Here is a 22079-nt window from a genome sequence, read left to right on the forward strand (position 1 = left end):
GGATGCGAACTTCGGCAAAGCTGGGCGCGTACGCGCTGGGGCTGGCGGCGGTGTTCACGGCCGCCCTTGGGGCCGGCCATCTGGCCGGCCCGACCCCCGCCGTGCTGACTTCACACGACGAGGTTCACGTCGGCGACAGTTCCGGCGCGGGGGAGCACGGCGCGGGTGGTCACCTGCCGGCTGGGCTGCAGGTCAGTCAGGACGGTTACCGGCTCGTGCCGGTCTCGACCACCCTGGCCCTCGGTACGCCCAAGGAGTTCCGCTTCCGAGTGCTGGGCCTGGACGGCGCTCCGGTTACGCGGTACGTGACCAGCCACGACAAGGACCTGCACCTGATCGTGGTGCGCCGGGACCTGTCCGGCTTCCAGCACCTGCACCCGACCTTGGCTGCCGACGGCACCTGGTCGGTGCCGATCGCGGTGGGCGCGGCGGGGCAGTACCGGGTGTTCGCCGACTTCCAGCCCGACGGGCACGCCGACGGGTTGACCCTCGGCGTCGATGTGCCAGCGCCGGGGGACTACCAACCTGCGTCGCTGCCTTCGCCGGCGCGTACCGCGAGCGTCGACGGCTACACCGTCACTCTCGACGGCGACCTCACGCCGGGCACGTCCTCGAGGCTGACCCTGTCTGTCAGTGAGGCCGGCCAGCCGGTGACCGACCTGCAGCCGTACCTCGGTGCCTACGGGCACCTGGTGGCGCTGCGCGAGGGCGACCTGGCGTACCTGCACGTGCACCCCGACGGGACACCGGGCGACGGGCACACGGCAGCCGGGCCGCAGATCACCTTCCACACCGAGGTCCCGTCCGCCGGCACCTACCGGTTGTTCCTCGACTTCCGACACGGCGGGAAGGTCCGCACCGTCGCGTTCACCGCGTCGGCCGGACATCCTGATCCGACCGCAACCACGTCGAGTGCCGCCACACCGGCGCCCACCACGTCTGCCGGGCACGGCGCGCCGGGCCACTCCCACGGGTAAGGAGAAACACGACATGACATCCGTCGGTAACCGGTTGCAGGTGGCGCCGAACCAGATCGAACTGTCGATCGGCGGGATGACCTGTGCCTCCTGCGCGTCTCGCATCGAAAAGAAGCTCAACCGCATGGACGGCGTCACCGCGACGGTCAACTACGCCACCGAGAAGGCGAGCGTGACTTTCTCCGATGACGTGACGCCGGCCGACCTGATCATGACGGTGGAGAGGACCGGCTACACCGCCCAGTTGCCAACGCCTCCCCAGTCGTCCGGTGACGGACCCGTCGAGGCAGCACCTGCGGTCGATGAGTTGCGCGGGCTACGGACCCGGCTGTGGGTGTCACTGGTGCTGTCCGTACCCGTGGTCGCGATGGCGATGGTGCCGGCATGGCAGTTCACCAACTGGCAGTGGCTGTCCCTGACCCTCGCCGCACCCGTCGTGGTCTGGGGGGCGCTGCCGTTCCACAAGGCCGCGTGGACGAACCTGCGCCACGGCGCGGCCACCATGGACACCCTGATCTCGATGGGCACCCTGGCGGCGTTCACCTGGTCGGTGTGGGCGCTGTTCTTCGGCACCGCCGGCACACCCGGCATGACGCACCCGTTCAGCCTCGACATCGCCCGTACCGACGGGGCGGGCAACATCTACCTGGAGGCCGCCGCCGGGGTCACCACGTTCATCCTCGCCGGCCGGTACTTCGAGGCCCGGTCCAAGCGCCGCGCCGGAGCGGCACTGCGGGCCCTGCTCGAGCTCGGCGCCAAGGACGTCGCGGTACTGCGCAACGGCGTGGAGACTCGCATTCCGGTCGCCGAGCTCACGGTGGGGGACTGGTTCGTCGTACGCCCAGGGGAGAAAATCGCTACCGACGGCGTGGTCGAGGAAGGCTCCTCCGCGGTCGACGCCAGCATGCTGACCGGCGAGTCCGTCCCCGTCGAGGTCGGCCCCGGTGACGCGGTAGTGGGGGCTACGGTCAACGCCGGCGGTCGCCTCGTGGTACGGGCGACGCGAGTCGGCGCCGACACCCAGCTGGCCCAGATGGCGAAGCTGGTCGAGCAGGCGCAGACCGGCAAGGCAGCCGTGCAGCGCCTCGCCGACCGGATCTCCGGGGTGTTCGTGCCGATCGTGATCGCCCTCGCGGTGGGCACGCTGGGCTGGTGGGTAGGTGCCGGTGCCGGCCTGACCGCCGCGTTCACCGCCGCCGTGGCGGTGCTCATCATCGCCTGCCCGTGCGCCCTCGGCCTGGCCACGCCGACCGCGCTGCTGGTCGGCACCGGCCGCGGCGCCCAACTCGGCATCCTGATCAAGGGATCCGAGGCGCTGGAGTCCACCCGGCGAATCGACACGGTGGTGTTGGACAAGACCGGCACCGTCACCACCGGGAAGATGACTCTGGTCGACGTGCTGCCCGCCAGCGGTCAGGACGCGGATGAGCTGCTGCGGCTGGCCGGTGCGCTGGAGGCCGCCAGTGAGCACCCGATCGCCCAGGCGATCGCCGCCGGGGCGTCGCGGGCAGGGGCACTGGCACCGGTGACCGGCTTCGCCAACGTCGAAGGCCTCGGCGTGACCGGCACTGTGGAAGGCCGGGAGGTGCTGGTCGGTCGGCTGCGGCTGCTGCGCGAGCGCGGGCTCGACGTACCGCAGGAGCTGGAGCAGGCGGCGACGGCGGCGGAGGCCGACGGCCGAACCGCCGTGCTGGCCGGCTGGGACGGAAAAGCCCACGGCGTCCTCGCGGTCGCCGACGTCGTCAAGCCGACCAGCCGGGCGGCTGTCGCCGGGCTGCGCGCACTCGGCCTGACCCCGGTGCTGCTCACCGGCGACAACACCACCGTCGCCAAGGCGGTCGCCGCCGAGGTCGGCATCGGCCAGGTAATCGCCGAGGTGCTGCCGGCCGACAAGGTCGACGTCGTCAAGCGGCTTCAAGCCGAGGGCAGGGTGGTGGCGATGGTCGGCGACGGCATCAACGACGCCGCCGCCCTCGCGCAGGCCGACCTGGGTCTGGCCATGGGCACGGGTACGGACGTGGCGATAGAGGCATCAGACTTGACCCTGGTCCGGGGTGATCTGACCGCCGCCGTGGATGCCATCCGGCTATCCCGTCGCACCCTCGCGATCATCAAGGGCAACTTGTTCTGGGCCTTCGCCTACAACGTGGCGGCCTTGCCACTGGCCGCCGCCGGCCTACTCAACCCGATGATCGCCGGTGCCGCGATGGCCTTCTCCTCGGTGTTCGTGGTTGCCAACAGCCTGCGCCTGCGCGGCTTCCGCGCCGTCAGCTAGCGACCGCACGTCTAGGCGCACCTGCGAGTTTGCAGGTGCGCCTAGACGTGCGCATAGGCATCTCGTTCAAGGGTGTGAGCCGTACCCTCGCAGGCATCGTTGGACCTCGCCGGTGGCGGTCAACCACACGGCTCCGGCCTCGGCTAACGGCGATTCTGCGCTGCCCGTATGCGGTGATTCCTCGGGGCTTGAGCACGGACAGAACCAGGGCCGTGAGCAGCAGCAGCACCACCGCCGCCGCGGCGTGCACGACCGGGGACAGATTGTTCGCGCGATCGACGTCTGCGGGAGCGAGCTCTGCCAGTCGGTCTGGCGACGCTCGTTGGAGCGCGTGTCGCGCTGGTCATCTCGTGGGCCGCCTCGATGCCCGGACAGCCAGGGGGTTGAGCAGCAGCATCGGCGAGCACACGTGGTTGGGGCCGACCAGTAACCGCGGCCGGCCCCAACCACGTGTGCTGGGCGAGGTCAGCGGCTGTTCGCCGCCACATGCTGGGGCGGTGCGGCGGCCGGTGTTATTTCCGAATCTGCATCCGGTGCCTTCGAGCTGAGGCTGCCGCGCTTGCCAAGCGCCGCGACCGCGGTCGCGCACACGACTCCGGTCACAGTCAGTGCTATCCACGGCAGAGCGGGGAAGCCGCTGCTGCGGCCGGTGTCCAGGGCCAGGCCGGTGAGCACGTTCCCGGCGGCGATGCCGATACCGGACAGGGTGTTGTAGAAGCCGTAGTAGGTGGCGACGGTTCGTTCGCTGGCGAGGTTGACGATGGTGGCCATCTCGAACGGGTACACGATCATGGTGGCGAGCGTCAGGAGAACCGTGCTGATCAGCACAGGTGCCATCGCAAGCAGAAACTCGAACCAGCTCAGCGGTCGGTTCGTGCTGGCCGACGGTAGCCCGGCAGCCAGCGCCAACGGCACGAACGACGCCCCCATGAGTAGCAGTCCGCGGGTGATGGCGAGTGTCGGCGTCCACCGTGCCTTCACCTTGTTGGTGAGCCGGACCTGCCCGGCCACGGTGAGTACCCCGGAGACGGCGAACAGTACCGCCACGCCGGTCTCACCGCCGGTGACTCGCCGGACCTCGATCGGCAGTCCCAGGTAGACCTGAAAGTTGAGTACGTATGAGCCGATCATGGCCAGGGAGAACAGCAGGAAAGGCCGGTGCCCGACGACCTGCCGCCAGTCCGCCAGCATGCTCTGCTTCGGTTCGTCGCCGGCACCACGACGGGACGGCAACGCGCGGGCCTGCAGCACGAGCAGAACGAGAAACAGCGCGGCAGCCACGACGCACACCCACCGGAACGCGACCCCGAGCAGCGTGAGGCCGATGAGCGGGCCGACGAGGATGCCCGCCTGGTAGAAGACGTTGAACAGGGCGAAGGCTTCCACCTTTCGCTCGCCGGCTTCGGCAGCCAGGTATGCGCGCACGGCGGGGTTGAACAGGGCACCGGCGAGGCCGGTCAACGCGGAGGCAACCAGCAGGCTCGGCACCGACTGCGCGAAACCGAGCATGGCGAAACCCGCCACCCGCAGTCCGAGCCCGGCCAGGATCATCGGCTTGTACCCGATGCGGTCGGCGAGGCTGCCGCCGATGAGGAACATGCCCTGCTGGCTGAGGTTGCGCATGCCGAGGATGAGCCCCACCATCCAGGCGGCCATGGCCAGATTGTTGGACAGGTAACCGGCCAGGTACGGCATGAGCATGTAGAAACCGACGTTGATGGTCAGCTGGTTGACCAGAAGCAGCTTGATGGGCCGGTTGAACGAGCCGACCTGTGACATGGTGGCCCTCACGCTGGCCCCCCGACGGGGTTCACCAGTGCGGTGGAGGTCTGCCGGTCGGCCCCGGCCTCTGTCACCGCCGCCTTGGCGGTGCCTCTGTCTGTGACGTTGTCCATCGCAACGGGGTCCAGCACGGTGGTGCACCGGGTCCACCGGATGACCTCGCGGTCGCGGGGGTGGCTGATGTACTCCGGTGCTGATGCCGGGGGCCGGTCCAACAGGTTGTGCTGCCGGCAGTAGGCGTCGTTGTAGATCGTTTCGGCGTAGCGTTGCGGTCCGTCCGGGAAGACCGCGGCGATGCGGATGTCGTCCGCCAGTGTGCGCGAAAGCCACGAGGCCACCAGGGCCACCGCGCCGACACTCCAGCCGCCGGTGACGTACCTGCCGGCGGCTAGCTGCCGGCAGGCCCAGACCGCTTCATGGGCGGCGACCCAGTGGACCTCGTTGAAAGCGCCGTAGTCGACGTTGCGCGGGTAGATACTGCTGCCCAGTCCACGCATCCGCCGGGTGCGGGCCGGCTGACCGAAGATGGTGGAGCCGGTGGTGTCCACGCCGACCAGACGCAGGTCGGGGAAGAACTGGCGCAGCACCCGGGTGACGCCGGCGCTGTGCCCCCCGGTGCCCACGCTGCAGACGAGGACGTCGATGCGCCCGAGCTGGGCGGCGAGCTCTAGGGCGAGGCCCTGGTAGGCGTCGACGTTGTCGGGATTGTTGTACTGGTCGGGGCACCAGGCATCCTGGTGTCTGTTCATCAGCTCCGCAACGCGGTCGCGGCGTGCCTGCTGCCAGCCGCCTGTCGGGTGCGGCTCGTTTACGACGTCAACGCGGGCGCCGTAGGCGGACAGCAGGTTATACATCGGCGGTTCCATGCCTGGGTCGGTGACCAGGGTGACGGGATGTCCGTACACCATCCCAGCCAGCGCAAGGCCCAGCCCCAACGTGCCCGAAGTGGACTCGACGACCGGGGCGCCTGGAGCCAGGTCGCCACGTTCACGTGCGCGCTGGACCAGGTGCAGCCCGGGACGGTCCTTGATGCCGCCGGGGTTGTGCCCTTCGAGCTTGGCCCAGAACCCGTGGGTTGAGCCGCCGCCAATGTCGGGGATCCACAGCACGGGGGTGTTACCGACGAGTTGGTCGAGCAGGTGGCACGGCGAACTGGCGATCAGCTGACTCACAGTGGGCAGGTCAGCGGGACGGATGGAAGCAAGGTTGACCACGACGGTCCTTTCAGCGACGTGACGTAGCCGCATCAATGTGAAACCAGCAGCCTGAGATGCGGCATGTCGGGCGAAGCGCCCAATGACGTGCGGGCAGACAGCGCTACCGCGGCTCGGGCACGCCTGACGGACAGGCGGGTTTCAGAACCGAGCGCGGACCAGTGCGCTGATGTCAGGGTGCCGGTGACGTCACGTCCGGCTGACGCAAATCTTCAGCAGAAGAGTCCGTCCGGGCCGGGCCGTCGGATGTACGGTTGAGGCGGCGACAAGGTCGCCTCCGGCGTGAGTGGCTGGCGGCGTCGAGAGAACACCCAGTGAGGCGAGGATGACGGTGCGCCAAACGACGGAGGACACGGCGTCACAGGAGCTTCCATGCTCGCCGTGACCAACCTCCCCGGCATGGCCGCCTACAGAGGCCGTCAGACTGCCGTCAGGCACCTCACCTGGCTCGGTGATTGATGTCGCCGCGGCAGTGGCGTGACCTGCATGGTGGTGGGTGGTGCCATCGTGCACCGTGGCGACGCAGATCAGCAGAGCCAGCAGCATGAGGGCTCGCATGAAGGGTCGGTGCACCATGGACCTTTCGGTCAACACTGCCTAGCCGGACAGACCGAGGCTGACTGTATAGCCGAGCCGCTGCGGCTGGAAGGTTTCTTCTCAAGAAAGACCATTTGTTCACAAAGCCTTGTGTCATCGTCGGTCTGCTGGTCAACCTGGTCGCGTTGCTCACGCTGCGTTCCGGTGTGAACGGAGGTCTCAACACCAAGGGCCCCCACCCCGAGGTGATGGTCGACTCGGCGAGCTTGGCGTCATTGCGGCGGGCGGCTGGTGACCGCTACCGGTCAGGGGTTCTGAGACATCGTTGTTGCGCTTGGCATCTTCGTCGTTGTGCGGTCGGTCGTTGTCGCGTCTGCTCGAACGCTCGGAGTCCAGACGGGAGGTTGCTGTTGTTGGCTGACCACGAGGTACGGCATTCGATCACACTCACTGCTACGTCAGGTCACTTCCCCCGACGGGGTCGTCCCTCTCCCGGAGACCTTCCAACCAGGTGAAGCCACGTGGCCAGGGTCGGCCCGTAGTTTTCGAGCGGCCCGGGCATCTGAAGGCGACCCGCCGCAGTCACCCGTAGACGTAAAGGGTGGTCGTCGGCGGTGGGGGAGGGCGGGCGCCTGCCAGTCGGCGCTGCGGTGAGGTTATCGACTGTAGGAGGCCGGTTCGGTTACTACGGTGCGGATCCCCCGAGTTATTCGTTTGTCCGTCCACGCTTCCTCGCCGAAGAGTCAGGCGGAGCCTGGGCGGCTTGTTCCATGTTCAGGATGTTCTGGATGATCGCGGCGATGCCTTCGCGTGCTGCGGGCGAGAGTTGTTCGATGGACCGCGTCATCACCTGGACCTCTGCGCTGCTCTGCGATGGGTCCAGGAAGAAGGCCGGGCTGGCGCCGAAGAAGTCGGCCAGTGCCGTCAGTGTCGCGGCTGTCGGGTTGGTGTGCCCGGCGGTGCGAAGTCTTCGCAGGGTCTCCGCAGAGATGCGATGACCTCGAGCCTTCAGCGCCTCGGACACCTCGGCGTCCGTGTAGGGACCCCGGCCCTTCGGGTGGTGGTGCGTATACAGGTATCGAGGCCGATTTCTAATGAGTGCCGAACCCGAGCCACCTGGTTGGTCCTCGTTCGGTGCCGCCATGACGCCCCAGACTACGACTAGAGTTGGTCCCAACCCAACTTTATGTGGAAGTTCCACGCCATCCGTGGCGTCGGCAGTGCCTCGTCCAGTTGCATGAGAAAGGCGAGACGGTGCGGTGGCAGCCAGTCTCGCACACCCTGGCGCGCTCGCTGGTGCAGCACTATGACGATCGAGTAACGAGCGAAGGCGACGGGCAGGTGCTGAGGTATCGAAACGGAGCACCAATCACACGCCGCCGTTACGACTACCTCTGGAGTCGCTTGGGAAAACACCTTCCGTGGGTGGCGACTCAGCAAATCAGCACACACTGGTTACGCCACACAACGCTAACCTGGGTAGAGCGCAACTTTGGGTACGGTATCGCGCGAGCCTACGCAGGCCATGACGGCCGCTCCGCTGCCGGAACAACAAGCACCTACGTCAAGGCAGATGTATATGAGGTGGCGCGCGCGCTCAGTGCTCTCACCGGCGAGAAGCACCCGCTGGTTGCTGGGATTCCTGAATCCCTCCGCAAAGGAGATGACAAAGGTGTTCATACGCTACCAGCGATGCCGTTATGGATCGCCAAAGGTTAGATCGCCCCACTGGCGCCGTCATTCCTGATGGTCTCCTGGAGGCGTGGGTGCCAGAGATGCGGCTTCGCCTGCGGCCAGGGCCACTTGATCCTATGCGTCGCCATCCGTCCGTAGAACGCGAACGCAGACTGCCATGTCCTCGGGTTCGCGGCTTCGTACGCGCCTCCGACTGCTCGTTCAGCCATCGGGTCAAGGGATCTCGTCACCTTGGTCATCTGACACGTCGACCTTGATGCCGAAGAATCCTCGTGGTGGAGGCGCATGGGAGGTTCGTCTTCACCGGGGCCCAGCTTCCGGCCGGTTAGGTTGGCAGCGGCATCGATCGGCCTGTCGGAGCCATCAGGCGCGAACCGGAGTCGGGCAACCTTCGCCACACGGCAGCGGGGGAACGCAACTTCTTCGTCGCACGGCGCCAACCAGGGCCGTAGCTACTCCAGTGCGTCGAAGTGGACGAGGTGCGCCAACTGCTCCTTTTGGGCGTACCGGTGTACCTCGTCGAGGGTGGGTGTGGTCACCTCAAGTTGTTCGGCTAGCTGTGGTGCAGTGAGAGAACCCGGAGCGGGACACTGCCAGGACCCGGCACAGCTGCTTGACGCCGAAGGCGGCGCGGTGGGCGGAGATGAACCGCAAGCGGCTGGTGACCGATCCATCTCCTTCGCGAAATCGGCGGCTTCCGGGTACGTCGAACAATGCCGCTGTCGGCTTCCTGCATCGACGAATGACAGTGTCGACGGGTTCGGCGATTCTTGGTCCACCGTGTGGGTCACCGGATGGCGGGGGCGGCGGATGCGACTGCGACAGGCAGCGAGGGTGACCGTGGTGGCGCTGGTCGCCGTGGCCGGGCTGGTGGCCGGGGTGGAGCCGGCGGCGGCGCTGCCGTCCCTGCTGGCCCCCGGTCCTGTGACCGTGACCGACAACGCCGACGGCCGGCTGGAGGTCTTCGCCGTCGGCGCGGGCGGCGACCTTGTGCACGTGTACAACCCCGGGGCGGACCGCTACGAGTGGAGCGCCTTTTCTCCCTCGGCCGAGCTGCCGGACGAACGGTTACCGGCACCCCTGCGGTCGCCAGGCAGCGCAACGGTCGACTCATCGTGTTCGTCCGCGACGTGTTCGGCGAGTACTGGTACATCCGCCAGGGCTACCCGGCCTGGGAGGGGTGGCGCCGGCTCGGCGGCTTCGGTACGAGCTCCCCGGCTGCGGTGACCCACACGATCCTCACCAGCACCGGCCGGGTGCCGGCCGAGGTCGAGGTCTACGTGCGCGGCGACGACGGCAACCTGCACAGCGCACAGCAGGTCGGCGTCGACTCCGACGTCTGGCGCTGGACCACGGTGGCCGGCGGGATCAAGGGCGACCCGGGTGCCGCCATGAGGCGGAACGGGGACGGGGTACGCGTGTTCGTGCAGGGCGAGGACGACACGCTCTACAGCATCGTGAAGAACCGGCTCGGGTACGGCGTATGGGAAGGGGCCGACCCGGTCCCGTTCGTCGGTCGGCTGTCGGTCGGGGTGGACGAGCGCGGCCGTCCGATTGCGTTCGTGTCGACCGGCAGCGAGATCCGCGGCGTGTCCCGGTCGGAAGCCCTCGGCATGGAGTGGGTCCGCCGGCTTGCCGTGACCCCCCACGTCGGGTCGCCCGCGGTCGCGACGACGACCACCACACCGCGATTCCTCGACACCACCGTCTACGTCCGCCACTTCACCCGCTCAGTGCGGGAACAGCCGTTCACGGAAGGGCGGACGGGCGCGCAGACCGACCTCGGCGGCGACCTGTCGAGCGACCCCGCTGCCTTCGTGGCCGCGGACGGCAGGCGGCACGTCTTCGCCCTCGGCGGCGACTTCCGGCTGTGGGCCAGGCAGGAGTGCCGCTCCGGCGACGGCCGGATCCGGTACGCGAACTGGCGGCTGGTCGAAGGCGGACGCCCGGCCGAGTGCGCCAGCTGAGTCAAAGAATATGTCGAGCGGAAGGGGGTTTCCGCCAGCTTGGTCGAGCCCCACGGTGATCACCGCCAGGAGCAGACCAAGGGTGTCGGTGGCGAGGATCTTCGGTGCGCTGGACGTTGCAAGCCACCACGAGTGATCACCGAGCGGTCCTCGGCGTACCGCCCAAGCTGTCCGCACGGGTGCGGGTCTTCGACACCGGCCAGCATCGCAAGACCGACCCGGTCGATGCGCACAGCGTCGCAGTCGCCGGTCTGCGCAGCCGCGGCCTGCGCACCACCATTCGACACCTGCTGCTCGAACTTGTCCCCGGCGGAGCGAAGAAGTTCCTCACCCGTGGCCAGGCCAGCTACTTGCTGCGCGCCGCGCCGCCACCGGACGGCATCGTCGCCCAGACCCGCCACGGTTCCGCACCGACGCGCGCTCCGCGCCCTCAACCACCAGCTGTCCGACGTCATCTACAAGCGGATGCTGCACGACGCCAGAACCAGCAGAGTTGGGAAACGGGCTCGGCAGGACACTCGGGAGCGACTCTGCAATCCAGCGCGGACAGCCTGATCCCGACAGCAGCCTCTTCGGACAAGTCGCAACCTGCCGTACCCGAATGCCGGCAGGCTCCTGGTCGCGGCGGCCGGGCAGGCCTGATCGCGGCACCGGCCGCGCCTGCCGGTCCCGCCCGTCGGATAGCGCCGGCCGGGCAGGTATGCGTGGTCGAGCACCGGATGGGGCGGTTCGGGATGACCGGCGTTGGTGGCCGCCTCGTTGGCGACGCGGCTCGGCCTCTTCCGGCCGACATGGCCTCGCGGGCCGAAGTACACGGTCGTGCCGCAGGGGGAGTGGCTCGACCAGGGCAGACATGTCGACCAACGGCACAGGAATATCTTCGGACACCACGTGACCAGCGTGCCGACCGATTCGTTTGACCACACAGTTTCCAGTTGGACGGGCCAGGGATCACGCGATGACCAGCGACTACGACGACCTGCCGGTACGAATCCCTCTAAGGGCCATCGGGACGGTGGAGCGCAACCAACTCGTCGGCTACCGGTAGCCGGCCGCGACGGATGGCGGACCGGCAGAACAGACGTCCGGCTGAGCGGCAGATCGCCCGGGTGATGCGCAAGCCTGAGCAGCCGGAGCAGGCCAACTTCCTGGAGCTCTTCTTCGACCTGGCGTTCATCTTCGCGCTCACCCGGGTCACCCTGCCGTTGATCGATCGTCTCGACGTCGTCGGCGCCGCCCAGATGCTCGTGTTGCTGCTCGCCCTCTTCTGGCTGTGGTCCTTCACCGCCTGGGTGACCAACTACTTCAACCCGGAATCGAGCGAGATACAACTGCTCACGATCGTCAGCATGCTCGGCGCCGTGCTGATGGCGGCCGCGGAGCCCCGGGCGTTCGCGGATCAAGGCATGCTGTTCGCCGGCACGTACGTGGCCGTCCACATCGGCCGTACGCTCGCCATCGTCTACCTCCTCCGAGCCGACGAGCGGCGACTCAATCCCACCCGGATCCTGTTCTGGTTCGGTGTCTCCGCCGTGCCGTGGATCGCCGGCGCGCTCAACTCCGACAGTACGGCCCGCCTGGCGCTGTGGGCGGTGGCGCTGGCGGTGGACTACACGGGCGGAAGGCTCCTGTGGCCCACGCCCAAACTGGGGCGGGTCCCAACATCGCAGTGGGTGTTCGCCCCTGAGCATCTGGCCGAGCGGTACCGGCAGTTCTACGTCATCGCGCTGGGTGAGACGATTTTCATCCTTGGCCGCACGCTGTTCTACAACGACCTCACGGCCGCCCGGATGGCGGCATTCGTGGTGGCGTTCACCACCACCGCGTTGATGTGGCGGATCTACATCCAGCGGGCCGGGCGGATCATGGGTGAGGCCATCAGGAGGTCGGCGCAACCCAACCGGCTCGGTCGATCGATTGCCAACACCCACCTGCTGATGGTGATCGGCATCGTGTTCACCGCGGTGGGGTACGGGCTCGTCATCGGCGAGCCGCTCGGGCACACCGACCTGTCGTGGCTCGGTCCGATCCTCGGCGGGCCGGCGCTGTTCATCGTCGGGCGGGCCCGCTTCGAGTGGGCGGTGTTCTCCCGTGTCTCACCGTCCCGGCTGGTCGCGCTGGTCGTGATAGCCGCCCTCGCGGCACCGCTGCTCCTCGGGCCGCCGCTGCTCGTCACGGTCACCGCCGCGACGGTCCTGACCGGAATGGCCGTAGCCGACGCGCGGCGTGCCCGGGGCTGCCCGCCCGAGAAGCCGTCACCACCGCGCCGGTAGCCAACAGGCCGGACGCGAAGCGGACAGCGGCATCGAACACGGCCTGCACCCCAACGAGATAAGCAGCCCCTTCGACCTGGTCGAAACCCTCGACTGGCTACGCGCCGTCCCCAACCACCAAGATCTACGAACAAAACCTACGACCGGCAAGTTAACAAGAGAGGTGCCGTCAGATCCACACTCTTTGCCCGTACAAGCGACGCAATAGGGACTGTAACTACTTGAAGGACGCCCTGATCATGAGGGATGGTGATTGGCGTAGGTCAGTCGGCGGAGTAGGTTTTCGGCCGGCCCTCGCCATCCGGCCCGGCGCATCACCTCGGCCAGTAGCACGGTTGTCAGCCACGTACCGATCGCTACCGCTGATGCACCGGCGTCGCTGAGCTGCCCGCCGAGTCCAAGGGTGAACGGTGCGAAGAGCGCCACGAAAACGACCGATTGAAGCAGGTAGCAGGTGAGTGACCGTTGCCCGCAGGCGGTCAGCGCGATGGTCACCCGGCCGGGCGCGCCGGCGACGCGGTGAGCGATGAGACCGACGATTGCGGCGTAGGCGAGCCCGCCGGCGATGCCGGTCACGCTGTGCATCGCGTACGCGGCTACCGCCGTGCCCGTCGTCCAGTCCGTCCAGATCTGTGCGTCCATCAGCGCCAGCGGGGTGCCGCCGACGACCGTGATGACGATTCCGGCCACCGCGACCCGCGCCAGCAGGGCTCGGTGCTGGCCGGGTTCGTCGAGCAGCCGGCGCCGGGCCGCCCAGATGCCGAGCAGGAAGGGGGTGACGATGTCGAGGACCAGCATCGGGCCGAGTCCGGCCCAGATGGCCAACCGCTGGCCGGCTGCCTCGATCGGCGACTCGACGCTGGTGGGCAGGGGCGGCGACCCCTCGATGACGATGGCCCACGCGGGCAGCGTGGCGAGCGCGGCGAACACCAGGGTCCATAGCCCGGCGACCCAGAGCAGCACCCGGTCCCGGGCCCGCAGCATGCCCACGAGGACCAACGCCAGCAGCCCGTACGTGACCAGGATGTCGCCGAAGAACAACAGCAGCGCGTGGGCGAAGCCGAACACGATCAGCCAGAGGCTGCGGCGGCGCAGCAGGCGGCGTACGTCCCGCCATTCGGCTCCGGCCGCGATTCGCCGGTTGGCGAGCTGGATCAACCCATAGCCGAACAGCGCGGCGAACATCGGCAGGGCGCGGGCATCGACGAAGAGCACCTGAAGGCCGGCGACGAAGCGGTCGACCGGGCCACCGTTCAGGTCGTAGCCGCGGAACCCGCTGGAGTCGCTGTTATACAGGTACATGTGCGCGTGGGCCAAAGCGATGAACAGCAGCATGACGCCGCGGGCGAGATCGGGGGCGGGCGATCGGTCGGAGAGTCTGGTGGCCGCCCCTGGCGGACCGGCGGCGGGCTCGAGGACAAGTCTGGACACCTGACACTCCGTTGTCGAAAGTGGACCTTCGTGGAGGCGCGGCAGAATTGCCGGGAAGCCGGCGGCAGGCCCGGATCGATTAGATACGCAGACGTATCTAACACCATGGAGTTAAGCTACGCAAGCGTGCCTTAGTTGGGAGCCGTCTTGAGTGAGAAGCCGCAGGACCCGACGCTGCGACGGTCTCGACGCCGGGGAGATGATCTGATCCAGGCCATCCACTCCGCCGTGCTCGCGGAGGTGGCCGAGGTCGGAGTCGGCGGGCTCACCATGGAGGGTATAGCCAAGCGCGCGGCGACCGCGAAGACGTCGTTGTACCGGCGCTGGCCCTCGCCACGAGAACTGCTACTGGACGCGCTCTACGAGGCGCATCCCGAAGAGCTGCCGTCGCCGCGCGCCAGCGATCTGCGCGGTGACTTGATCCGAGCGCTGCGGCAGCTCGTCGCCTGGATGGTCCAACCGGCCGGGTTGGCCGTCATGGCCATCATGTCCGAACGGCAACGCCATCCGGAGCTGGTCGAGGCGCTGTATGACCGGGTTTTCGACGCCCGCGGCACCACCTTCACCTACACGGTGCTGCGCCACTATGCCGAGCGCGGACAGATCGACCCTGACCTGGTCACACCGGTCGTGCGCGACATCGGGGAGGCGCTGGTGTTCAAGCACGTGACGGACACCAACCAGCTGCCGGACGACGACAAGCTGGCCGCGATCGTTGACCAGGCGATACTGCCGGCGGTCGGCATCCTGCCCAACCGCCGTTCCTCATGATCAGGGCGTCCTTCAAGTAGTTAGAGGGCGGTTATGGACGTTCGGTTTGATCTTTGCGTTCGGTCCGTTTGGAGATCGCTCTGCGGGTTCGCGGTAGATAGTGATCATTCGATGACAGGGAAATGAGCGGTGGTCGTGTCCTGTTCGTGGGCTTCGGTGTTGGGTCGGTATGAGCCAGCGCAAGCCGTATCCGAGCGATGTCACCGATGAGCAGTGGGCGTTGATCGGCCCGTTCCTGGACGCCTGGCGAGCCAGGCGGGTCTCGGTCACGGGCCGCTACGGCGAGCAGAATCTCCGGGAGATCGTGACGCGATCTTGTGCCAGAACCGGACCGGCTGCCAGTGGGCGTACCTGCCGCACGACCTGCCGCAGGAGCCGGTGACCTACTACTACGCCGTGTGGCGCGACGACGGCACCGATGCCGCGATTCATGACCTGCTGCGCTGCCAGGCCCGGGAGAAGGTCGGCCATCGCGAGGACCCGTCCGCGGTCGCGGTCGACACCCAGTCGATCAAGGCCGCGAACCACGTCCCTGCCGCCACGACCGGCAAAGACGCGAGTAAAAGGGTGCCGGGCAGGAAGCGAGGACTGGCCGTGGACGCCCTGGGGCTGATCATCGCGGTCGTGGTCACCGCGGCGTCGGTTACCGACAACGCGATCGGTATCCGGCTGCTCGACACGGTCGCCGAGCACGCCCCGACGGTGACCCATGCCTGGGTCGACGCGGGCTTCAACAGGACTTCGCCGTGCACGGCGCGTCATCGGGTGCACCCCGAAGTCCTCGGCGATCTGCTCGACGGTCACGCCCGGGTCACGTTCACGCGCGACCCGCACCACGTCGTCGCGGAACTCTCGAGGGTAGGGCTTGGGCACAGTGGCATCCTTCCAGCCCGCCCACAGGGCAAGCCATCTCAGATGTCACCTATCGGTGCAGCAGACCCCGGAGGTCCTGGTGCAGCTGCGTTATGGCATGAACCCTCAACAGAGTCCGGCATCGGTCGAGCCGATCGGTGCGGCACCGTTTACCGTGGTGCACGGGCGTCCCTCCTACCTCAACCTGCTCGACGCGATCAGTGCACGGCAGTTGGTCCGGGAGGCCGCGGCCGAGCCCGGGACCACTGCTGCGGCGTCGCCGGACGTACCGTTGCAGTGGGTCAGCCTGGCATCCGACGGGGCCCTGCCGTTCGAGGACAACATCACCGAAGCAGCTGAGTTCGGCGTGCGGCACATCGCTGAGCCGGGCGGCTCTATCCGCTCGCATGCGGTGGCCGAAGCAGCACGCAGGCACGGAATCGGCGTAACCCGCACCGGACTGCGGTTGTTCCGCCATTGACCCGCCAGCGGCTGTTGCCGTTGCACGGTCTGCACGTCAAGCCAAAACTATCTCTGCGTTAAGACCAGCACGCCGACAGCTGTAGCCGCAACGGCGGTTTTCGTCATGCTGCGCGGCCGCGCGACTGCCTAAGCGCCGGCACCGTGCCCCTGAGTTCCGGGCACGGTGCCGGTGCCGGTGCCAGACGGGGTTGTTGGTACTGCCTTCGATCAAGGTGTGGCGCGCCGATCAACATCGCATTGACCTCGGCGTTTCCGAGGTCAACGCCGGCGGCTGACGTCGGCTGCGTAGGCCGCACAGTCAGGGCAGGCGGTTGGTGGTGGTGAGGCGGTGGTACCAGTGGGCGGAGTCTTTCCAGGTGCGTTGCTGGGTGTCGTAGTCGACGTGGATGATGCCGAAGCGGCGGTCGTAGCCGTACGCCCACTCGAAGTTGTCCAGCAGGGACCAGACGAAGTAGCCCCGCACGTCCGCCCCGGCCGCCATCGCCTCGGCCGTCGCGGCGATGTGCCGACGCAGGTAGTCCACGCGGCGGTCGTCGTGCACCGCGCCGTCGGAGGAGACAACGTCGTCGAAGGCGGCACCGTTCTCAGTGATCATCAAGGGCAGGTCTGGGTAGTCGTGGTGCAGTCGCAGCAGCATCTCGGTCAGGCCGGCCGGTTCGATGTTCCAGCCCATCGCCGTGTGCGGGCCGGGTTGGGGCAGGAACTCGACCTGATCGGCGCCCACCCAGGCCGAGTGCGCCGAGCGGCCGTGACCGTCTGCGGCCGACCTGGGCGAGACGCCGTCCCAGGCGCGAACCAGCGTGGTCGAGTAGTAGTTGACCCCGAGCACGTCCAGCGGAACGGCCGTCGTGGCCTCGTCGCCGTCGTGCACGAACGACCAGTCGGTGACCTCGGCCGTGTCGGCGAGCAGATCCGCCGGGTACGCCCCGTCCAGCATCGGGCCGAGGAACGCCCGGTTGGCCAGGGCGTCGATCCGGCGCACCGCGTCGTGGTCGGCCGCAGAGTCCGATGCCGGCCGGATGACGTGCAGGTTCAGCGTCACCGACAGTTGCGCCGCCGGTGCCAGGTCGCGGATCACCCGGCCGGCCAGGCCGTGCGCCAGGTTCAGGTGGTGTACGGCCCGCAGCGCCGCGGCCGGTTCGGTCCGTCCCGGCGCGTGCACCCCGGAGGCGTACCCGAGGTATGCCGAGCACCACGGCTCGTTGAAGGTGGTCCAGGTGTGCACCCGGTCGCCGAGCGCGCCGACGATGTGTGTGGTGTAGTCGGCGAAACGCGACGCCGTGTCCCGGGCGGGCCAGCCGCCGGCGTCCTCCAGTTCCTGCGGCAGGTCCCAGTGGTAGAGCGTGGCCACCGGCCGGATGCCGAGTTCGAGCAGCCGGTCCACCAGCCGGGAGTAGAAGTCCACACCGGCGCGGTTGAGCGCGCCCGAACCGCCCGGCTGCACTCGGGGCCAGGCGATGGAGAACCGGTACGCGCCGAGCCCGAGGGCGGCCACCTGGTCGAGGTCGGCGGCCCAGCGATGGTAGTGGTCGGCCGCCACGTCGCCGGTGTCCCCGTTCAACGTCCGCCCTGGCGTGTGGCTGTAGGTGTCCCAGATCGACGGTCCCCGACCGTCCTCCTTCGCCGCGCCCTCGATCTGGTACGCCGCCGTAGCCGAACCCCAGACGAAGCCCTGGGGGAACACCACATCGCTGAGTTGATCATTCGCTCGCTGACGATCGCTCAATTCGCCACCTCCGTAACCTCGCAGCTGTATCCCGACGAGACGCCCGCCACCAGCTCCACGGTGGCCGTTCCACCCTGGTGGTGCACCTCGAACTCGGTGCCCGGACCACCGTCCGGCGACGGTATCCGAACCCGGGTCCGCTGCCCGGGTGCTGGGGCGAACAACCGCAGCCGGACGCCGTCGGCCCACGGGTAGTCGGGCCGGTCGGTGACCGATCCGAACGCGATGACCGCGCCGGGGCGGGCCAGCACCGGAACGCTGTCGTAGCCGTGCTTCTCGGTCACCCAGCCCGGCCCGGTGACCTGGGCACCGGTCATCAGCTGCGTCCAGGTGCCGGCCGGTACGTAGTAGGTCACCTGGCCGTCGGCGCTCATCACCGGCGCGACCAGCAGGTCCGGACCGAGCATGTACTGTCGGTCGAGGTACGCTGCGGTGGGATCGTCCGGGAACTCCAGGATCATCGGCCGCATCATCGGCACGCCCTCGACGTGGGCCTGTTCGGCCGCTGCCGCCAGGTACGGCATCAGGCTCAGCTTGAGCCGGGTGAAGCGGCGCAGCACGTCGACCGCCTCGTCGTCGTACGCCCACGGCACCCGGTACGAGCCGGAGCCGTGCAGCCGCGAGTGCGACGACAACAGGCCGAAGGCGATCCACCGTTTGAACACCGCAGGGTCGGGCGTGCCCTCGAAGCCGCCGATGTCGTGGCTCCAGTAGCCGAACCCCGACGCCGCCAGTGACAGCCCTCCGCGCAGCGACTCGGCCATCGCCACGAAGGTGGACTCGCAGTCGCCACCCCAGTGCACCGGAAACTGCTGGCCGCCGGCCGTCGCGGACCGGGCGAAGACGACCGCCTCGCCCTGCCCGCGTTCGGCCTCGAGCAGCTCGAAGACCGTCCTGTTGTAGAGGTGGGCGTAGTAGTTGTGCATCCGCTGTGGGTCCGAGCCGTCATGCCACACCACGTCGGTGGGGATGCGCTCGCCGAAGTCGGTCTTGAAGCAGTCCACGCCCATGTCCAGCAGCACCTTGAGCTTGCCGGAGTACCAGGCGACCGCGTCCGGGTTGGTGAAGTCGACAAGCGCCATGCCGGCCTGCCACTTGTCCCACTGCCAAACCGACCCGTCCGGGTTGCGGACCAGATATCCGGCTTGGCGGCCCTCCTCGAACAGGTACGACCGCTGGGCGATGTACGGGTTGATCCAGACGCAGACCTTGAGACCGCGCTCGTGCAGCCGGCGCAGCATGCTCTCCGGTTCGGGGAAGGTCGCCGGATCCCAGATGAAGTCGACCCAGTGGAACTGCCGCATCCAGAAGCAGTCGAAGTGGAACACCGACAGCGGCAGGTCCCGTTCGGCCATCCCGTCGATGAACTCGGTGACCGTCTTCTCGTCGTACGCGGTGGTGAACGAGGTGGACAGCCACAGCCCGTACGACCAGGCCGGCACCCGCGCCGGCCGCCCGGTCAGCGCTGTGTAGCGGCGCAGCACGTCCTTGGGGGTGGGGCCGTCGATCAGGTAATACGTCAGCGACTGACCCGGCACGCTGAACTGGGTCTGCGACACCACCTCCGACCCGACCTCGAAGGACACGTGTTCGGGGTGGTCGACGAAGACGCCGTAGCCGGCGCTGCTCAGGTAGAACGGCACGTTCTTGTACGCCTGCTCGCTGGCCGTGCCGCCGTCGGCGTTCCAGATGTCGACGGCCTGGCCGTTCTTGACGTACGCCCCGAAGCGTTCGCCCAACCCGTAGATCGTCTCACCGACGCCGAGCGCCAGCCGCTCGTGCACGTACCTGTTGCCCTCGCCGTCGGTGACCACGCCGATGCTGCGCTCGGTGGAGGAGGTGACCAGCCGGTCGCTGTGCAGGAAGTCGACCCGCCACGGGCCGGTCAGCGCCACCCGGACCGTAAGTTCGCCGGTGGTCAGCCGCGCGCTGATCCCGGTCACCTCCACCCGCACCGGATGGTCGGTGCTCTCGGTCAGGGTGAAGCGGGGCTGCCTGGGCAGCCCGCCGCTGTGGTGACCGATCGTCACGCCGACCACGCCGGGTGCGGGAGAGAAGAACCGTACGGTGATCACCGGTTGGTTGAGGGTGTCGCCGCGTCCGGTGATCTGCCCGGTCGGTGCGAAGACGGTGAAGGATCGCTCGTCCGGCTCCACCGACTCCACCGTGCCGGGACGCAGCACACTGACCCCGGGACGCAGTTGCCAGTATCCGTCGGTGAACTTCACTTGTCGGCTCCTGCCGTGATGCCGCGCGAGAGGGTGCGCTGGAAGATGAGGAAGAACAGGATCGCCGGGAGGAGGCTGATCAGTGCCCCGGCGTTGGTGGTGGGGGCGTCCATCAGCCGGTCGCCCTGCAACGAGGCGAGTGCGACCGGGACGGTCTGCGTCTGGTTGTCGATGAGCATGACCAACGGAATGAGGAACTCGTTCCAGGTCCAGATGAAGAAGAAGACCAGCAGCACCGAGATGGTGGGGCGGACGTTGGGCAGCACCACCCGCCACAGGATCCGCCACCGGCCGGCCCCGTCGAGCGCGGCGGCCTCCAGCAGGGTACGGGGGAATGTGCCGAGCACCGAGGCGAGCAGATAGGTACCGAAGGCGGCCTGGATGACGGTGAAGATGATGATCACCGCCAGCCGGGTGTTGTAGAGCCCGGCCTCCTTGGCGAAGTGGTAGAGCGGATAGATTAACGCCTCCTGCGGCAGCATGTTCGCCAGCAGGAAGAGGCCGATGATCCAGAGCCGGCCGCGGACCCGGCCGACGCCCAGGGCATACGCGCTCAGCAGCGAGACGACGACGGCGAGTACCGCCACCGAGCCGGAGATGAGGACCGAGTTCCACAGCTTGACCGGGAAGTCGACCTGCTCCCAGTAGGTCCGCAGCCCGGTGGTGTAGAACTCGCTCGGCCAGCTCAACGGTCCGTTGGTCGAGTAGTCGGCGGGCGACTTGAACGCGTTGAGCAACATGAACGCGAACGGCACCAGCATGGCGAGCGCCGCCGCACCGACCAGCGCGAGCACGATCCACCGGCCGGCGCCCCGGTGCCGCCGGTCGGCCGGTCGCCGTACCCGCTGGGGCGGGGTGAGGGTGATCGCCATCAGAGCACTCCGTCCCGGCGTTCGGCCCGGTTCTGCGCCCGGATGAACAGCACCGCCACCACGACGATGATCAGTGTCAGCACCATCGAGATCGCCGAGCCGTAGCCGACCTGCAACCGTTTGAAGAAGGTGAAGTACGCGAAGTAGGACGGCACGTTGGTGGCGTTCTCCGGCCCACCCCGGGTCAGGGCGAAGATCGGGCCGAAGACCTTCATCGCCGCGATGGTGCAGGTGAGCCCGACCACGAACGTCTCCGGCCGGATCTGCGGCAGGGTGATCGCGCGGAACCGCCGGAACCAGCCGGCCCCGTCGATCTCGGCTGCCTCGTACAGCTCCGGGTTCACCCGCTCCAGGGCAGCCATGAAGACCACCACCGGATAGCCGAGCTGCACCCAGATCATCACGGCCATCACGGCGGGCAGCGCGGTGTTCGGGTCGCCGAGCCAGTCATGGGCCAGCGAGCCGAGCCCAACCGCGTCGAACAGTCCGTTGAGGGCACCGCCGGGCCGCAGGATCCAACCCCAGACGATGCCGGCTACCACGACCGGGAGCACCTGCGGCAGGTAGAAGGCGGCCCGGAGGGCGGCGGCGGTACGGGGCCGGAACCGGCGTCCGATGGTGTCGAAGAGCACCGCGGCGAGCACCAGCCCGATCAGGGTGGGCAGCACCACCATCGCGATGATCATCGCGACGGTGTTCTGGAAGGACGTCCAGAAGACATCGTCGGTCAGCAGGTTGCGGTAGTTGTCCAGTCCGATGAAGGTGGGGTCGCCGACGCCGGACCATTTGGTCAGCGAGAGGTAGCCGGTGTAGACCAGCGGACCGCCGATGACCAGCAGGAAGAGCAGCGCGCCGGGCAGCAGGTAGAGCCAGTACCCGGTGTCGGAGCGCGACCGCCGTCGCCGGCCGGCGGATGCCGGTGCCGAGGGAGGTGTCGAGGTCGCCGGTGCGGCGACGACCGTGTCGGGGGATGCCATGGGAATCCTTCCAGGGTGG

The 22079-nt window shown here is 68.0% G+C and carries 15 protein-coding genes and 2 pseudogenes; 8 read left to right on the forward strand and 9 right to left on the reverse strand.

Annotated features, from left to right (window positions below):
- Positions 1-2: 2 nt before the first annotated feature.
- Together E1166_RS05510 and E1166_RS05515 are read left to right on the forward strand one after the other, a co-directional pair.
- Positions 3-977: a hypothetical protein gene (locus tag E1166_RS05510; protein WP_132336368.1), complete on the forward strand. Its 975-nt coding sequence runs from the start codon at positions 3-5 to the stop codon at positions 975-977.
- Positions 978-990: 13 nt separating this feature from the next.
- Positions 991-3252, forward strand: coding sequence for a heavy metal translocating P-type ATPase (locus tag E1166_RS05515; RefSeq protein WP_132336370.1), 2262 nt, complete (start codon positions 991-993; stop codon positions 3250-3252).
- A gap of 465 nt (positions 3253-3717) precedes the next feature.
- Here E1166_RS05515 and E1166_RS05520 read toward each other — a convergent pair whose 3' ends face one another.
- The 4 genes and pseudogenes from E1166_RS05520 to E1166_RS31820 form a co-directional block, all read right to left on the reverse strand.
- Positions 3718-5043, reverse strand: a complete 1326-nt coding sequence (locus tag E1166_RS05520; protein WP_132336372.1) for an MFS transporter — start codon at positions 5041-5043, stop codon at positions 3718-3720.
- Positions 5040-6206 (reverse strand): PLP-dependent cysteine synthase family protein, encoded by a 1167-nt coding sequence (locus E1166_RS05525; RefSeq protein ID WP_279433207.1) that lies wholly within the window; start codon positions 6204-6206, stop codon positions 5040-5042. The genes E1166_RS05520 and E1166_RS05525 overlap by 4 nt, the downstream gene beginning before the upstream one ends.
- A gap of 1285 nt (positions 6207-7491) precedes the next feature.
- Positions 7492-7809, reverse strand: coding sequence for a hypothetical protein (locus E1166_RS05530; protein WP_132336376.1), 318 nt, complete (start codon positions 7807-7809; stop codon positions 7492-7494).
- Positions 7810-9059: 1250 nt separating this feature from the next.
- Positions 9060-9182 (reverse strand): annotated as a pseudogene (locus E1166_RS31820) (IS3 family transposase); the annotation flags it as partial.
- Positions 9183-9595: 413 nt separating this feature from the next.
- Between E1166_RS31820 and E1166_RS05545 the strand changes: the two are divergent.
- From E1166_RS05545 to E1166_RS05555, 3 genes are all read left to right on the forward strand, one after another.
- Positions 9596-10447 carry a hypothetical protein gene (locus E1166_RS05545; protein ID WP_132336380.1) on the forward strand — a complete coding sequence of 284 codons (852 nt, stop codon included), beginning with the start codon at positions 9596-9598 and terminating at the stop codon, positions 10445-10447.
- Between the two features lie 104 nt (positions 10448-10551).
- Positions 10552-11367: a hypothetical protein gene (locus tag E1166_RS31415; RefSeq protein WP_207914017.1), complete on the forward strand. Its 816-nt coding sequence runs from the start codon at positions 10552-10554 to the stop codon at positions 11365-11367.
- Positions 11368-11559: 192 nt separating this feature from the next.
- A complete protein-coding gene (locus E1166_RS05555; RefSeq protein ID WP_132336382.1) occupies positions 11560-12720 on the forward strand; it encodes a low temperature requirement protein A in 1161 nt (386 codons plus the stop codon).
- A gap of 237 nt (positions 12721-12957) precedes the next feature.
- Here E1166_RS05555 and E1166_RS05560 read toward each other — a convergent pair whose 3' ends face one another.
- Positions 12958-14151, reverse strand: coding sequence for a DUF418 domain-containing protein (locus tag E1166_RS05560; RefSeq protein ID WP_207914019.1), 1194 nt, complete (start codon positions 14149-14151; stop codon positions 12958-12960).
- A 228-nt stretch (positions 14152-14379) separates the two neighbouring features.
- On the opposite strand from E1166_RS05560, the gene E1166_RS05565 reads away from it, so the two are divergent.
- The 3 genes and pseudogenes from E1166_RS05565 (at position 14380) to E1166_RS31420 (ending at position 16255) form a co-directional block, all read left to right on the forward strand.
- Positions 14380-14922 (forward strand): TetR/AcrR family transcriptional regulator, encoded by a 543-nt coding sequence (locus E1166_RS05565; protein WP_243710183.1) that lies wholly within the window; start codon positions 14380-14382, stop codon positions 14920-14922.
- A 169-nt stretch (positions 14923-15091) separates the two neighbouring features.
- Positions 15092-15680: pseudogene (locus tag E1166_RS32640) on the forward strand (transposase); the annotation flags it as partial.
- Between the two features lie 170 nt (positions 15681-15850).
- The gene (locus E1166_RS31420) at positions 15851-16255 is read left to right on the forward strand and encodes a hypothetical protein (RefSeq protein ID WP_243710184.1); all 405 of its coding nucleotides are present in this window, start codon (positions 15851-15853) and stop codon (positions 16253-16255) included.
- Between the two features lie 300 nt (positions 16256-16555).
- Here E1166_RS31420 and E1166_RS05580 read toward each other — a convergent pair whose 3' ends face one another.
- From E1166_RS05580 to E1166_RS05595, 4 genes are read right to left on the reverse strand one after another with little or no spacing between them, the layout of a single operon-like run.
- Positions 16556-17983 carry a GH1 family beta-glucosidase gene (locus E1166_RS05580; protein WP_132336384.1) on the reverse strand — a complete coding sequence of 476 codons (1428 nt, stop codon included), beginning with the start codon at positions 17981-17983 and terminating at the stop codon, positions 16556-16558.
- Positions 17980-20211 carry an alpha-xylosidase gene (yicI, locus tag E1166_RS05585; RefSeq protein WP_132336386.1) on the reverse strand — a complete coding sequence of 744 codons (2232 nt, stop codon included), beginning with the start codon at positions 20209-20211 and terminating at the stop codon, positions 17980-17982. The genes E1166_RS05580 and yicI overlap by 4 nt, the downstream gene beginning before the upstream one ends.
- A complete protein-coding gene (locus E1166_RS05590) occupies positions 20208-21083 on the reverse strand; it encodes a carbohydrate ABC transporter permease (protein ID WP_132336388.1) in 876 nt (291 codons plus the stop codon). Before E1166_RS05590 ends, yicI begins: the two co-directional genes overlap by 4 nt.
- Entirely contained in the window at positions 21083-22060 is a 978-nt protein-coding gene (locus E1166_RS05595) for a sugar ABC transporter permease (RefSeq protein WP_132336390.1), read from the reverse strand. Before E1166_RS05595 ends, E1166_RS05590 begins: the two co-directional genes overlap by 1 nt.
- Between the last annotated feature and the right edge of the window lie 19 nt (positions 22061-22079).

The organism is Micromonospora sp. KC213 (assembly GCF_004348325.1).
In the GTDB taxonomy this organism is placed as follows: Bacteria; Actinomycetota; Actinomycetes; order Mycobacteriales; family Micromonosporaceae; genus Micromonospora.